Raw genomic sequence first — 13,015 nt, 5'->3', positions numbered from 1 at the left:
CATGGTCTGAGAAGGGTCCGGTCGCCTCGGCGGCCGGGCCCTTCTGCGTTCCCCGCCGGCTCAGTCGACCGTGAACGGCTCGGTCGTCGCGGTGGCGCGACCGAGATACGTCACCCGGTAGGTCCCGGGCTCCGTGGTCTCCCACGTGACGGTTGCGGTCCAGTGGAGCCGCCGGTCACGATGCCACCGGATCGTCGTGGTCAGCGAGCTGTCGTCGGCGACCGGAAACCACACGTCGTGGGTCAACCGTTCGACGAGCAGGTACGTCGGGCGGATCTCGGCATTGGGGTGGTCGGCGGCGAATCGCACGGTCGCGATCTGACCTCCGGCGACTGACGCGGGCGCATCGAGCACCGTGATGGGCTGCTGGCGCTCCAGGACGGGGTGTCCCATGGGGGAGGGGACTCGCAGGCGGTGCGGCCGCGGCGGCTCGCCGGACTCCACGGGGGTGCCGTCACTCATCGCTTCGGCCAGCCCCACGGCGGCGCCGATCAACGCGTCGAGCTCGTGCCGGCCGAAGATCGTGCTGCCACCCTCGTACCGCTGGACTGCGTACTCCTCGGGCGTCGTGACGTAGTGCCCGAATCCGTTGGCATATCCCTGGCACAACACGTGGTCCAGGTCGGTACCGAGGACCTCGGCGACCCGGCGGCGGATGCGCAGCCCCGACACGATCGTGACCTCGAACGGGAGGCACACCAGGTACAGGCTGCCGATGCGCACGATCTGCACCGGGAAACGGTCCTGGGCCCAACGCATCAGGCCCACCGGGATCGCCAGGTCCTTGGGTGCCTGGCTCGCGGCGAGCGCGGGGGACCTGCGGTAGAGCCGGCGACTGATCCGGTCGAAGAACGGGTTGTTCTTGCCCTCGTCGAACAGCGGTGAACCCGGCCCGTCGGTCAGCTTGCCGGCCGCGAAGCTTGCGCCCAGGATGCCGGGGCTGGTGCGGCCGTGCGGCGTGACCTGCCGGGCCATGTCGAGGTGGACGAGCCGGGCGTCGACGACCGGCTCGAGGACCTCGCCACCCTCGGCCGCCAGATCGCGGGCCGCGGCGAGCTGCCGCTCCGCGATGATCCGGGTGTTCTCACGCTCGTCATCAGTTGGGCCTGTGCCGGGCTTGAGGTCCAGGTTGGGGGAGATGTCGCCCGCATTGGTCTGCGCGAAGGCCGTGACCAGTGCCGCCTCGGCGGTGCGGGGCGCAGCGCCCTCGCTCTCCCACGCGTACGCAGCCCAGCCCTTGTTGTCCGAGCTGATCAGCCGGTTGCGATTGGTCATCGATGTGTTGTGCACCGCGAACCAGTTGATCGCACCGACCAACGTGTCGTCCCGCTCGATCCGCAGGAGAGTCGTCATGGGATCGACCGAGCCCGGGAAGTGGGCCCGGTCATCGTCCGGGTCGCGGTCGAACGCCGACTGGCTGCGGTTGGCGCTGGCCGTGGTGAGCTCGCCGCGGTTGAGCACGAGCGTCGAGGGGGCGAGATCGTCCACCGCCCGCGAGATCGCCTGCACGACGCCTGACACGATGCGGTCGAACGTCCGCCGGTGGAATCCTCCGGTCGTGATGTTGTAGAGCAAGTGGTGGCCGTGGCCGCCGGGCCCGCAATGCGTGTGCGTTGCGGTCAGGACGACGTTGGTGGCGGAGAGCGTCTCGCCGTGCACCTCGGCGAGCCGCTCGAGCACCGCGGCGGTCGTGGCCTGGAAGAACATCGCGATGTCCGCGACGACCAGGACCACCTGCTGCGCGCCATCGTCGAACACGAACGCCCGGGCGTACTGACGGGTCAGGATGCCCTCGGTGCGCTGCTCCGGCATGCCGTAGCCCATCATCCCCGCGCCCCAGGGCTCGCCGGTGATGTCGGCCACACCACGACCGACACGGAGCTGAGACAGGTTCGACATGGGCGTCAACGTACCGCGTGATCCATGAGAGCATCACCCGATGGCCACACCCTCTGACGTCCTGGACCGTGCCGACCCGCTGGCAGGGTTCCGCGAACGCTTCCTGATCGACGACGATCTCGTCGCGTACCTTGACGGAAACTCCCTCGGACGACTGCCTGCGGCGACGGCCGACCGGTTGGCGAGCTTCGTGCGCGAGGAGTGGGGCGGGCGGCTGATCCGCGGCTGGGAGGAGTCGTGGGTCGCGCTGCCCGTGACGGTCGGTGACGAGCTGGGGGCCGCTCTGCTCGGAGCGGCAGCCGGCCAAACGGTCATCGCGGACTCGACGTCGGTCAACATCTACAAGCTGCTGCACGCCGCGGCGGGAGTGCGTCCTGATCGCGACGAGATCCTGATTGATGCGACCAACTTCCCCACCGACCGCTATCTGGTGGAGTCGGTCGCCGCGTCGCGCGGCATGACGGTCCGTTGGCTCGAGCCCGATCTGGTCGAGAACGTGACGGTGGAGTTGCTGGGCGGCGCGTTGAGCGATCGCACGGCCGTGGTCGTCCTGAGCCAGGTCGACTACCGGTCGGGCACGCTGCTGGACCTGCCGGCGCTCACCACCCGGATCCACGCTGCGGGGGCGGTCGTGATCTGGGACCTGTGCCACTCCGTGGGAGTCGTGCCGATCGAGCTGGACCGCGACTCGGTCGACTTCGCGGTCGGCTGCACGTACAAGTACCTCAACGGTGGTCCCGGAGCGCCGGCGTTCATGTACGTCGCGGCACGACACCTGGCCGCGAGCAGTCAACCGATCGCGGGGTGGTGGAGCGCGGCAGACCTGTTCGCGATGTCCGAAACCTACGAGGCCGCGCCCTCGATCAGGAAGATGTTGAGCGGCACTCCGTCGGTCCCGGGCATCCTGGCGGTCCAGGAGGGCGTCCGCCTCGTCGCCGAGGCTGGTCTGGCGGCGATCAGACGCAAGTCCGAGCAGCTCACGGCGTACGTCGTGGAGCTTCTCGACGAGGCCGGGATGGAGATCGTGACCCCGCGCGAGCCCGCTCTGCGGGGAAGCCACGTCACGGTGCGTCACCCGGACGCCCGCCGCGTCAGCGTGGAGATGACCCAGCAGGGAGTCGTGCCGGACTTCCGTGAGCCTGATCTGATCCGGCTGGGTCTGTCGCCGCTCGCGACGTCGTTCGCCGAGGCGGCCGCAGGCGTCGCCGTCCTGGTCGAGCTGGCCGGGCCACGCCGATAGGCTGACCGGCATGACACGTGTCGCGGTGCTGGGTGCCAAGGGTCGAATGGGTTCGGAGTCGGTCCGTGCGCTCCATGCCACGGACGGGCTCGAGGTCGTCGCGGAGATCGACGTCGACGACTCGCTCGACCTGCTGGCCGAGTCCGGCGCCGAGGTCGCGCTCGACTTCACCCAGCCCGGCGTCGCGCTCGACAACGTGGCGTGGTGCATCCGGCACGGCATCGACGTGGTGGTTGGCACGTCGGGCTTCGACGAGACCAAGATCGCCGAGGTGCGCGCGCTGCTCGGCGACGAGCCAGCGACGGGCGTCCTGGTTGTTCCCAACTTCTCGATCGGCGCGGTGCTGATGATGCGTTTCGCCGCCGCCGCCGCGCCGTACTTCGAGTCGGTCGAGGTCATCGAGATGCACCACCCCAACAAGGTCGACGCGCCGTCGGGCACCGCGACGCGCACCGCCGAGATGATCGCGGCGGCACGTGATGCCGCGGGCTCGCCGGCGCTGCCCGATGCCACCACGACGGATCCGACCGGAGCCAGGGGGGCGAAGGTCGCCGGCATCCCGGTGCACGCCGTACGCGCCAGGGGCTTCACGGCCTCGCAGGAAGTGCTGTTCGGCGGTGCCGGCGAGATCTTCTCGATCCGCCACGACTCGATCGACCGCTCGTCGTTCATGCCCGGAGTTGTGGCAGCCGTGCGCGCGGTGACGGGACGTCCGGGCGTCACGGTGGGCCTCGACGCGATCCTCGGTGAGGACTCCGGGTCCACTCAGAGCTGACGGGCGAGCGCCGCGACCAGGGCGGCTGCGAAGACCATCGGCAGGAACGGCACCCGCAACGCCAGCAGGACCGCAGCCACGACGAGGCCCAGCAGACGCGCATCGATGCGCAGGGCGTCGCCGTCGGCGACGACCTGGACCGCGATCAACGCACCCAACAGGGCCACGGGGATCAGATCGGCGGCCCGCTTCGTCGAGGGATGGTCGAGCACCCGCTCTGGCACCGACAGGCCGGCGTACTTCAATGCGAAGCATCCCACGACCATGATGACGATCCCGACCCACACCGAGCTCACGCGCGACTCCGGGGACGCCACACCATGCCGAGCACGACGGCCGCTCCGCCACCCAGGATGATCGGCAGACCCGCGGCCGTGAGCGGCACGAGTCCCAGTGCGACGGCTGCGCCGAACACTGCGACGGTCCGGGCGTGCCAAGACGTCAGGCGGGACCACAGCAGGCCAAGGAATGCGGCACCGACGGCGGCGTCCAGCCCGTACGTCTCGGGCTGCCCGATCGCCTGGCCGGCAAGAGCGCCCAGGAAGGTTGTCAGGTTCCACAGGATGAAGATCGAGATCCCGGTCCAGTAGAAGCCGAGCCTCGCCTGCCGGCGGGTGGGTCGACTGGCGGCCATCGCAGTCGACTCGTCGATCACGATGTGGGCCGATGCGAGCCGTTGTCGACCGCCGAGGTCCAGGAGCCGGGCCAGGCTCAGCCCGTAGAACATGTTTCGACTGCCGAGCAGCACTGCGGTGAGCGCTCCGGTGATGGGGTTGCCGCCCGAGGCGATGATCCCGATGAACGCGAACTGCGAGGCGCCCGTGAAGACCAGCAGCGAGAGCGCGCAGGTCTGCATGATGCTGAGCCCCGAGGCCGTCGAGATCGTCCCGAACGAGACGCCGTACACGCCGGTCGCCAGCCCGACTCCGAGCGAGTCGATGACGACCGAGCGGTCTGTCGTCATCCGATCGTGGTGTGCAGCCGAATCTGCTTGAGCGAGCCACCGGTCTCAGCGGCCAGCTCTCGGTGTGCGCCGTCGGCCTCCCAGCCGGACTCGGTGACGAAGGAGCGCAGGACGTCGTCGGTCGAGTCGACCCACCACAGCGCCCGGGTGAACTTGTCGGCCGCGAGGGTGTCGATCGCAGCCTGCAGGAGCCGCGATCCGTGACCCACACGCTGGTGGTCGGGGTCGATCACGAACTCACCGACCTCTCCATCGGCGATCTGGTCGCTGTCGGGGTCGTAGCACGGGTGGACGAGGGCGAATCCGCGGAGGTTCGCTCGCTCGAGGGCCACGAGCACCCGCATGCGGGCCTCCTTCGGCGTGCTGACAGTGGCGGCCCACCGCTGTGCGATCTCGTCCGGGTCGAGTGCGTCGAGGGTCTCGGCCGGGATCAGGTCCTGATAGGTGGCTCGCCAGCTGGCGAGCTGGACCCGGGCGATCGCGGCACCGTCGTCGGGCCAGGCGAGACGTGCGCTGACATCGGCGCTCATGCTTCGAGGAAGCTTTCGACGAGGTGCGACTCGGCACCTTGCGAATCGAGCATCGCTGCGGTCATCGAGGTGTTGCGCAGTCCGGGCCAGGTCTCCCAGGCCAGCACCGCCAGTCCCGGGAAGCCGGCGATGACCAACGGCCACCCGCCGAAGTCGCCGACGAAGGCCACGAGCACCGCGAAGAGCAGCGGTGCCTCGCAGTACGCGAGCTTGCGAACGGTCTGCCCCGCGAACACACCGATCGCCTCCCCGCGGACGTCGCGCGGATCGGCCTCGGGCGACAGTGGCGACGCGGACAGCCACACCCGTTCGGCGAAGAATGCGCCGACGCCGATCAGGACGACGAGCAGCACAGCGAGCCAGATTGGCGGGTAGTCCGCGTCCGACCCGCCGAGCATGAAGAACAGCAGCACGAAGAAGCCGCCGGTGAGCCCGACCTGCAGCAACGAGAAGTTGCGGATCTCCCGGGGGTTGGCATCGTACTCAGCACTCGGCATGGTCAGAGTTTCGCACATGGCCACTCACCGACGATTGATAGTCTTCGGTCATGCGGGCCTACCTCGATCTCGTCCAACGGATCCTCGACGAAGGCGTCGCCAAGGGTGACCGCACCGGCACCGGCACGCGCAGCGTGTTCGGCCACCAGATGCGGTTCCCACTGGCCGACGGTTTCCCCCTGGTGACGACCAAGAAGGTCCACCTGAAGTCGGTCGTCGCCGAGCTGCTGTGGTTCGTCGCGGGCGATACCAACACCTCCTACCTGCGCGACAACGGTGTCTCGATCTGGGACGAGTGGGCCGACGCCAACGGCGACCTCGGCCCGGTCTACGGCCACCAGTGGCGTTCGTGGCCGACGCCCGGCGGTGGGCACATCGACCAGCTCGCCGAGGTCATCGAGCAGATTCGCACCAACCCGGACTCGCGGCGCCACGTCGTGAGCGCCTGGAACGTCGCCGACCTGGATGCCATGGCCCTGATGCCGTGCCACGCGTTCTTCCAGTTCTACGTCGCCGACGGCAAGCTGTCGTGCCAGATGTACCAACGCTCCGCCGATGTCTTCCTCGGTGTGCCGTTCAACATCGCGTCCTACGCGCTGCTGACCCACATGGTGGCGCAGGTGACCGGGCTCGAGGTGGGTGACTTCGTCCACACCCTCGGAGACGCCCATCTCTACGTCAACCACCTTGACCAGGCCCGTGAGCAGCTGACTCGTGAGCCGCGCGCGCTGCCAGAGCTGTGGCTCGACCCGGCCGTCACGTCGATCGACGGATTCACCCTCGACTCGATCAAGGTCACCGGCTACGACCCGCTCCCGGGGATCAAGGCGCCGATCGCGATATGACCGTCACGATCGTGGTGGCGATCGGGGCGAACGGGGTCATCGGCCTGGACGGCGAGATGCCGTGGCCGCGGACGGGTGACCAGCAGCAGTTCAAGGCACTCACGATGGGTCACCCCATCGTGATGGGCCGGGCGACTTATGAGTCGATCGGACGGCCGCTGCCGGGGCGTACGTCGATCGTGCTGACCCGAGATCCCCGATGGCATGCCGACGGCGTCGAGGTCGCCCACTCGCTGACCGATGGACTGGCGCTGGCACTCGGTCGCGACGACGAGGTCTTCCTGATCGGTGGCGCGCAGGTCTACGCCGAGGCGCTCGCCGAGGGCCTGGTCGACGCCATGGTCGTGACGCACGTGCATCTCTCGCCGGAAGGCGATGCCTGGTTTCCCGACATCGACTGGGCGGCGTGGACCGAGCTCGACCGCGAGTCGTACGACGGCTACGACATCGCGACCTACCACCGCACCTGACCACCGCATCGCGCCCGTCCCCACCCGAGCGCGAAATCGTGCGAGTCTGCACCGCGTCCGGTGGAGAGTGTGCGCGTCTGCCCCGATTCGTCACCTGGTCCAGGGCAGACGCGCACACTTTGTGGCCGGGGCGCGCTGCGGATCACTCGAACAGCGCGCACCACTCGACGTCGAAGCGGGGGAGCGGCGCCCAGCCCTGGCGTGCGGCCAGGACCTCGCAGACGCGCAGCACGATCTTTCGCGGGCGGGCGAGCTGCGCCGCGGTCACGACGATGAACACCCAGCCGAGCCGCTCCATCCGCTCCCGCCGCTGGACGTCGCGCTCCCGCTGGGCGAGGCTTAGCCCGTGCTGCCTGCCGTCGTACTCGATCGCGATCTTCCACCGACTCCACGACAGGTCGAGCCGGGCCACGGGACCGCCGTCGTCGCCGAAGGACCGGTTGCACTCCAGGGGCGGGAGGCCAGCGAGCTCGAGCATGACCCGGACGTACGTCTCGCGAGGTGACTCCGAGCCGCGGCGGGCCAGATGCATCGCGCGGCGGGCCTTGCGCACCCCAGCCCCGTGGTGGTGGTGCAGGAAGTGGTCCAGCCGCCCCGGAGTGACGAGCCGCTGGGCGTACATCGCGTCGGCGGCGATGACCAGATCCACCAGGTTGACCTGTGTCGCGGCGGTGGAGAGGCAGAGTTCGGGGGACAGCACCCGCCAGCCGTTGACGGAGCGCGCGCTCATCAGGGCGAGTCGGTGCATCGTGACGCCACGGATGCGGATCGGCTCGGAGTCGAGCGTGGACAGGTGTGGGGTCAGCTCGGCCCCCACCGCGACGCCGTGGAGCAGCAGCCCGCTGTGGTGGCTTGCGGCGCACCCGGCGGGAGCGGCCAGCAGCGCGGCCTGGACAAGCACCCGCGGGGTGATCTCCAGGTCTGCCGCGGCGTAGACCAGGGGGAAGATGATCTGGAACCTGCGGCCCTGGACCGCCCTTCGCGAGTGGCCGTGGCGGTGCGCGTACTCCAGGGTGAACGGGCGGTCAGTGGGCAGTGGTGGCGGCAGCATGCGTCCAGCCAAGGCCTGGCGCTGCCGCGGGTGACAGGACTCTCACACCGGGTGTGGAAATTCCGAGCCCCCCGCTGGGCCTGTGCACCACACCAAACTGTGCGCGCCTGCACCGGATCGGCACGCGAACCGGGGCAGACTCGCACGATTTCTGACCCACGCCGGGCAGACGCGCACACTTTCGGGACTGGGGGCCAATCAGCCACAACCCCTGGCGGCCCGCGAGACTAGAGCAGGATCGCGAGCTGGCGGCTCTGAGCCACGAGGTTGCCGGCCTCGTCCCAGAGCTCGCAATCCTCCTCGTGGAAGCCGTTGACGACGTGCCGGGTCGTCAGCCGGGTCGCGATCCAGCCGGGCTCGGGCCTGCGGTGCAGGTGAACCGTGAGCTGGACCGTCATCGATGCGAGCTCACCGAGCTCCATGACTGGTGGAGCGTACGAGTCGCACAGCAGCGCCAGGGCGGGCAGGTCAATTTCCCGTCCACCCGCGAGGCGTTGCCAGAGCTCGACCGTCGGATCGCCGTTGGGCGCACCGTCGGCCCAGCCGGGTCGGGCAGCGAGCCGGTAGTCGACGCGGTCGAAGATGCCATCGTCCGGCAGTCCCTGCCCGCGGGGGTCGACACAGTCGTCCGGCGCGGGCAGCTGCGGGGGCGTGCCGAGCTCATGGGTGCGCCCGCCGTCACGGCCGGCGAAGCTCGCGACCAGCTGGGCGATGTGCCGATCGCCCTCCCACAACGCGGCTTCACCGGTCTGCACCCTGCGGCCCCGGCGCAGAGCAGAGGTACGAAGCTCAGCCGGGCCGGTCTCCGGGGAAGCGAGGTAGGTGATCGCTGCGACCAATGGGTCCGACCCCTTGATCTCTTCTCCGAGGCCGCGCAACATCGCAGCCAGAATGTAGCCGCCATTGGGCTTGCCGAGAGGTGTGTTCCACCGATCGGTCAGGGTCAGGTCACGCACGCCGTCGCCGCGGGGGTGGGACGTCGTGTCAAGGTCGTAGATGTCTTCGCTCACCTACCCATCCTGCCGGTCGCCGTCGCGCCCGCCGCAAGCGGTAGCCTCGGGGGTATGACGTCGCCGCTCGCCACTGAGGCTGCGCCCTTCGGGCGCGTGCTGACCGCCATGGTCACGCCGTTCACCCGCGAGGGTGAGCTCGATCTGGATGCGGCCCAGAAGGTCGCGGCACACCTCGTCGACCAGGGCAGCGACGGAATCGTCGTCAGCGGCACGACCGGCGAGTCGCCCACCACCACGGTGGACGAGGACGGCCGGCTGCTGCGCGCCGTGCTCGAAGCCGTGGGACTACGCGCCACGGTTGTGGCCGGTGTCGGCACCAACGACACGAGGCACTCCGTCGAGCTGGCCGAGCAGGCCAAGAAGGCCGGCGCGCACGGTCTGCTGCTCGTGACGCCTTACTACAGCAAGCCCCCGCAGTCGGGCATCTTGGCGCACATCGAGGAAGTCGCCCGAGCAGGCGACGACACCCCGGTGATGCTTTACGACATCCCGGGCCGGACCGGCGTGCAGATCGCGCTGGAGACGTACGACAAGCTGGCCGACAACCCGCTGGTCATCGCGATGAAGGACGCCGTCGGCGATCTCAATCGCGGTGCCTGGCTGATGCACCAGACCGGCATCAAGATCTACTCCGGCGACGACCCGGTCAACCTGCCGTGGCTCGCGATGGGCGCCAGCGGAATCGTCAGCGTCGTGTCGCACGTGGCAGCGCGCCGCTACGCCGACATGGTGGCGGCAGTCGATGCCGGAGACCTGCTCACAGCACGATCGATCAACGACCAACTGCTTCCCGCCGTCCAGGCGATGATGACCCACACGCAGGGTGCGATCACCTCCAAGGCTGCTCTGCAGCTGCTCGGAGTCCTCGATCACCGCACCATGCGTGCTCCGCTCCCCGAAGCCACTGACGAGGAAGTCGCGATCGTTCGCGACGGCCTGGTGGCATCGGGCCTTCTCTGAAAGCCAGGCCACATGAGCCACATGCACCTCGAGCTCGATCCGCCCCCCGCACTTCCGGAGGGCGCGCTCCGCGTCATCCCGCTCGGCGGGCTCGGTGAGATCGGTCGCAACATGACGGTCTTCGAGTACGACGGCAAGCTCCTGATCGTCGACTGCGGTGTGCTGTTCCCCGAGGAGACGCAGCCCGGCGTCGACCTGATCCTCCCGGACTTCGGTCCGATCCGCGACCGGCTCAAGGACGTTGTCGGCATCGTCCTGACCCACGGCCACGAGGACCACATCGGTGGCGTGCCGTACCTGCTCCGCGAGCGGGGCAACATCCCGATCATCGGGTCCAAGCTGACGCTGGCGTTCGTCGAGCCCAAGCTCAAGGAGCACCGCCTCAAGGACGCGCCGAAGTACACCGTCACCGAGGGCGACGTCGAGACCTTTGGTCCGTTCGAGCTGGAGTTCATCGCGGTCAACCACTCGATCCCCGACGCGCTCGCCGTCGCTATCAAGACGCCGGCCGGGGTAGCTCTCCACACCGGCGACTTCAAGATGGACCAGCTGCCGCTCGACGGCCGCATCACCGACCTGCGGGCGTTCGCGCGTCTCGGCGAGGAGGGCGTCGACCTGTTCCTGACCGACTCGACCAACGCCGAGGTCCCCGGATTCACGACCTCCGAGCGCAACATCACCCCGGCGATCGACGCGGTGTTCGCCAGCAGCGAGAAGCGCATCATCGTGGCGTCGTTCGCGTCGCACATCCACCGCGTCCAGCAGGTCATCGACGCAGCGCACAAGCATGGCCGAAAGGTCGCGTACGTCGGCCGCTCAATGGTCCGCAACATGCAGATCGCGCGCGAGCTGGGCTACTTGCACGTCCCCGACGGGGTCGTCGTGGAAAAGATCGACGCCGCGCCCGCCAACAAGATGGTGCTGATGTCGACCGGTTCGCAGGGCGAGCCGATGGCGGCGCTGTCGCGCATGGCCAACAACAGCCACCAGCAGGTCAGCCTCGAGCCCGGCGACACCGTGCTGCTCGCCTCGTCGTTGATCCCCGGCAACGAGAACGCGATCTACCGCGTCATCGACGGTCTGACCAAGCTCGGCGCCAACGTGGTCCACAAGGGCAACGCCCTGGTGCACGTCTCGGGTCACGCATCGGCCGGCGAGCTGCTCTACTGCTACAACATCGTCAAGCCGACCAACGTCCTGCCGGTCCACGGCGAGATCCGGCACCTGCACGCCAATGCCAAGCTGGCCACGGCCACCGGTGTCCCCAACGTCCTGCTCGCCGAGGACGGCTACGTCATCGACCTCGTCGACGGACACGCCTCGATCACAGGTGCCGTCGACTGTGGCTACGTCTACGTCGACGGCTCCTCGGTCGGCGACCTGACGGACTCGGAGCTCAAGGACCGTCGCGTGCTGAGCGAGGAAGGCTTCATCTCGGTCGTCCTGGTAGTGGACTCCACCAACGGCAAGGTCGTGACCGGCCCGGAGATCCACGCCCGCGGCATCGCCGAGGACGACTCGGCCTTCGACGAGATCCTGCCCAAGATCGTCAGCGCCATCGAGGAGGCCATGGCCGAGGGCAACCATGACTCGCGCCAGCTCCAGCAGGTCGTGCGCCGGGTCCTGGGATCGTACGTCGGACGGCGCCTGCGTCGCCGGCCGATGATCCTCCCGGTCGTCATCGAGGCCTAGCCATCCAGATGTAACCCAACATCGCCTGTGCGTTAACCATCACGAAACAGGCACCGCCGATGCTTGAGGTGCTGGTGGGGGAGACCCCGTCGCCGATCGGGAGGTGGGGCATGCGAGTCAGCTCCACCACGAGATCGCGTCGGAACCAACCATCGGAACCAGGCTCGGTAGCCTCCGTTGTTCACGCAACGACGGGGGCGAACCGGCGCCTCGGCGGATCGACCGCGGGCATCTCGGGCGCCTCGGTCGGTGGCGGTCGGGGCCGCGGGTGAAGCGCACGCTGATCCTCTGCGCACACGGTGCGCAGAGCGTCCACGGGCGCAGCACCCTCGCGGGGCTGGTCAACGCGGTGCGCCGCGAGGCGCCGGACCTCGAGGTCGTCGACGCCTTCGTCGATGTGCAGGAACCCTCGATCGCCGTGGTGCTCGGGAAGACGTCGGGACCGCGAATCGTGGTGCCACTGATGCTGGCGTACGACCGGCCGGTCAGCGTGGACATCGTGAAGGCGGCCCACCTGGACCCCGCCGTCACGGTCACCGTGCCGCTCGGACCGGACTGGGCGCTGGCCGAGATCGGGGCACAACGACTCATCCAGGCTGGCGCGCGCTCCGACGACACCATCGTGCTGGCGGCCGATGTCGCGACGGACGACCGTGCCGTCGCCGACATCGGCAGGGCCGCCCAGCTTCTCAGCGCAGTGTGGGGCGGGCGAGTGCACGTCGGGACGCTCGGAGGCCCGGACACGCCGCTCGCGGACGCCATCGACGTCGCCAGGGCCTACGGCCGACGTGTCGTGGTGTCGACGTACCTGTTGACCCCCGGCTCGGTGCACGACGACATTTGCGCGGCGGGCGCCGACGTCGTCACGGCCCCGCTGCTCGACGGCGGCCAGCCGGACCCCCGCGTCGTCAATCTGGTCCTGGAGCGGGTTCGCTCCCACCAGCCCGCACCACCCGTCGGCATGGATCTGGGCCCCCACCGGCCCACCGAGGAGGCGACGGTGGGGGAGCGGCGACGTCAATTCATGACGGGGCACGCGGCACAGGTCCACACAAACCTTCGACCCGTGCTTTAGCCTT

At 68.9% G+C, this 13,015-nt stretch carries 14 protein-coding genes; 7 read left to right on the top strand and 7 right to left on the bottom strand.

Annotated features, from left to right (window positions below; all coding sequences use genetic code 11):
- Positions 1-60 precede the first annotated feature (60 nt).
- A complete protein-coding gene (locus tag C6I20_RS08450; RefSeq protein ID WP_118395559.1) occupies positions 61-1,899 on the bottom strand; it encodes a neutral/alkaline non-lysosomal ceramidase N-terminal domain-containing protein in 1,839 nt (612 codons plus the stop codon).
- Positions 1,900-1,939: 40 nt separating this feature from the next.
- Here C6I20_RS08450 and kynU point away from each other — a divergent pair, with 40 nt between their 5' ends.
- Complete coding sequence (gene kynU / locus C6I20_RS08445; RefSeq protein ID WP_118395558.1) at positions 1,940-3,139, top strand: kynureninase; 1,200 nt, start codon at positions 1,940-1,942, stop codon at positions 3,137-3,139.
- Positions 3,140-3,149: 10 nt separating this feature from the next.
- Positions 3,150-3,914, top strand: a complete 765-nt coding sequence (dapB, locus tag C6I20_RS08440) for a 4-hydroxy-tetrahydrodipicolinate reductase (protein WP_118395557.1) — start codon at positions 3,150-3,152, stop codon at positions 3,912-3,914.
- Here dapB and C6I20_RS08435 read toward each other — a convergent pair.
- From C6I20_RS08435 to C6I20_RS08420, 4 genes are read right to left on the bottom strand one after another with little or no spacing between them, the layout of a single operon-like run.
- Positions 3,905-4,210 carry an AzlD domain-containing protein gene (locus C6I20_RS08435; RefSeq protein WP_118395556.1) on the bottom strand — a complete coding sequence of 102 codons (306 nt, stop codon included), beginning with the start codon at positions 4,208-4,210 and terminating at the stop codon, positions 3,905-3,907. The two genes, dapB and C6I20_RS08435, sit on opposite strands and share 10 nt — an antisense overlap.
- On the bottom strand, positions 4,207-4,878 hold the full coding sequence (locus tag C6I20_RS08430) for an AzlC family ABC transporter permease (protein ID WP_118395555.1): 672 nt from the start codon (positions 4,876-4,878) through the stop codon (positions 4,207-4,209). The genes C6I20_RS08435 and C6I20_RS08430 overlap by 4 nt, the downstream gene beginning before the upstream one ends.
- Positions 4,875-5,408, bottom strand: coding sequence for a GNAT family N-acetyltransferase (locus C6I20_RS08425; RefSeq protein WP_118395554.1), 534 nt, complete (start codon positions 5,406-5,408; stop codon positions 4,875-4,877). The genes C6I20_RS08430 and C6I20_RS08425 overlap by 4 nt, the downstream gene beginning before the upstream one ends.
- Entirely contained in the window at positions 5,405-5,905 is a 501-nt protein-coding gene (locus C6I20_RS08420) for a hypothetical protein (RefSeq protein ID WP_162891227.1), read from the bottom strand. The genes C6I20_RS08425 and C6I20_RS08420 overlap by 4 nt, the downstream gene beginning before the upstream one ends.
- Positions 5,906-5,955: 50 nt before the next feature.
- Here C6I20_RS08420 and C6I20_RS08415 point away from each other — a divergent pair, with 50 nt between their 5' ends.
- Together C6I20_RS08415 and C6I20_RS08410 are read left to right on the top strand one after the other, a co-directional pair.
- The gene (locus C6I20_RS08415) at positions 5,956-6,750 is read left to right on the top strand and encodes a thymidylate synthase (protein WP_118395552.1); all 795 of its coding nucleotides are present in this window, start codon (positions 5,956-5,958) and stop codon (positions 6,748-6,750) included.
- Positions 6,747-7,220 (top strand): dihydrofolate reductase, encoded by a 474-nt coding sequence (locus tag C6I20_RS08410; protein ID WP_118395551.1) that lies wholly within the window; start codon positions 6,747-6,749, stop codon positions 7,218-7,220. Before C6I20_RS08415 ends, C6I20_RS08410 begins: the two co-directional genes overlap by 4 nt.
- Before the next feature lie 142 nt (positions 7,221-7,362).
- On the opposite strand, the gene C6I20_RS08405 is transcribed toward C6I20_RS08410, so the two are convergent.
- Together C6I20_RS08405 and C6I20_RS08400 are read right to left on the bottom strand one after the other, a co-directional pair.
- A complete protein-coding gene (locus C6I20_RS08405; RefSeq protein ID WP_118395550.1) occupies positions 7,363-8,271 on the bottom strand; it encodes an endonuclease domain-containing protein in 909 nt (302 codons plus the stop codon).
- A 227-nt stretch (positions 8,272-8,498) separates the two neighbouring features.
- Complete coding sequence (locus C6I20_RS08400) at positions 8,499-9,281, bottom strand: thioesterase family protein (RefSeq protein ID WP_216822837.1); 783 nt, start codon at positions 9,279-9,281, stop codon at positions 8,499-8,501.
- A gap of 54 nt (positions 9,282-9,335) precedes the next feature.
- On the opposite strand from C6I20_RS08400, the gene dapA reads away from it, so the two are divergent.
- From dapA to C6I20_RS08385, 3 genes are all read left to right on the top strand, one after another.
- Positions 9,336-10,244, top strand: a complete 909-nt coding sequence (gene dapA, locus C6I20_RS08395; RefSeq protein ID WP_118395549.1) for a 4-hydroxy-tetrahydrodipicolinate synthase — start codon at positions 9,336-9,338, stop codon at positions 10,242-10,244.
- A gap of 12 nt (positions 10,245-10,256) precedes the next feature.
- Positions 10,257-11,936 carry a ribonuclease J gene (locus C6I20_RS08390; protein WP_118395548.1) on the top strand — a complete coding sequence of 560 codons (1,680 nt, stop codon included), beginning with the start codon at positions 10,257-10,259 and terminating at the stop codon, positions 11,934-11,936.
- Between the two features lie 268 nt (positions 11,937-12,204).
- Entirely contained in the window at positions 12,205-13,011 is an 807-nt protein-coding gene (locus C6I20_RS08385) for a sirohydrochlorin chelatase (protein ID WP_118395547.1), read from the top strand.
- The last annotated feature ends 4 nt before the right edge of the window (positions 13,012-13,015 follow it).

Origin of the sequence: Aeromicrobium sp. A1-2 (assembly GCF_003443875.1) — a bacterium.
Lineage (GTDB): Bacteria > Actinomycetota > Actinomycetes > Propionibacteriales > Nocardioidaceae > Aeromicrobium.
This window is presented reverse-complemented; position numbering and strand designations above follow the sequence as displayed.

What these genes read in the sequence shown, in the direction of transcription:
- C6I20_RS08430 (WP_118395555.1), bottom strand. Translation starts at nt 4,878, where the DNA reads ATGACGACAGACCGCTCGGTCGTCATCGACTCGCTCGGAGTCGGGCTG.
- dapB (WP_118395557.1), top strand. Translation starts at nt 3,150, where the DNA reads ATGACACGTGTCGCGGTGCTGGGTGCCAAGGGTCGAATGGGTTCGGAG.
- C6I20_RS08410 (WP_118395551.1), top strand. Translation starts at nt 6,747, where the DNA reads ATGACCGTCACGATCGTGGTGGCGATCGGGGCGAACGGGGTCATCGGC.
- kynU (WP_118395558.1), top strand. Translation starts at nt 1,940, where the DNA reads ATGGCCACACCCTCTGACGTCCTGGACCGTGCCGACCCGCTGGCAGGG.
- C6I20_RS08415 (WP_118395552.1), top strand. Translation starts at nt 5,956, where the DNA reads ATGCGGGCCTACCTCGATCTCGTCCAACGGATCCTCGACGAAGGCGTC.
- dapA (WP_118395549.1), top strand. Translation starts at nt 9,336, where the DNA reads ATGACGTCGCCGCTCGCCACTGAGGCTGCGCCCTTCGGGCGCGTGCTG.
- C6I20_RS08405 (WP_118395550.1), bottom strand. Translation starts at nt 8,271, where the DNA reads ATGCTGCCGCCACCACTGCCCACTGACCGCCCGTTCACCCTGGAGTAC.
- C6I20_RS08420 (WP_162891227.1), bottom strand. Translation starts at nt 5,905, where the DNA reads ATGCCGAGTGCTGAGTACGATGCCAACCCCCGGGAGATCCGCAACTTC.
- C6I20_RS08425 (WP_118395554.1), bottom strand. Translation starts at nt 5,408, where the DNA reads ATGAGCGCCGATGTCAGCGCACGTCTCGCCTGGCCCGACGACGGTGCC.
- C6I20_RS08450 (WP_118395559.1), bottom strand. Translation starts at nt 1,899, where the DNA reads ATGTCGAACCTGTCTCAGCTCCGTGTCGGTCGTGGTGTGGCCGACATC.
- C6I20_RS08390 (WP_118395548.1), top strand. Translation starts at nt 10,257, where the DNA reads ATGAGCCACATGCACCTCGAGCTCGATCCGCCCCCCGCACTTCCGGAG.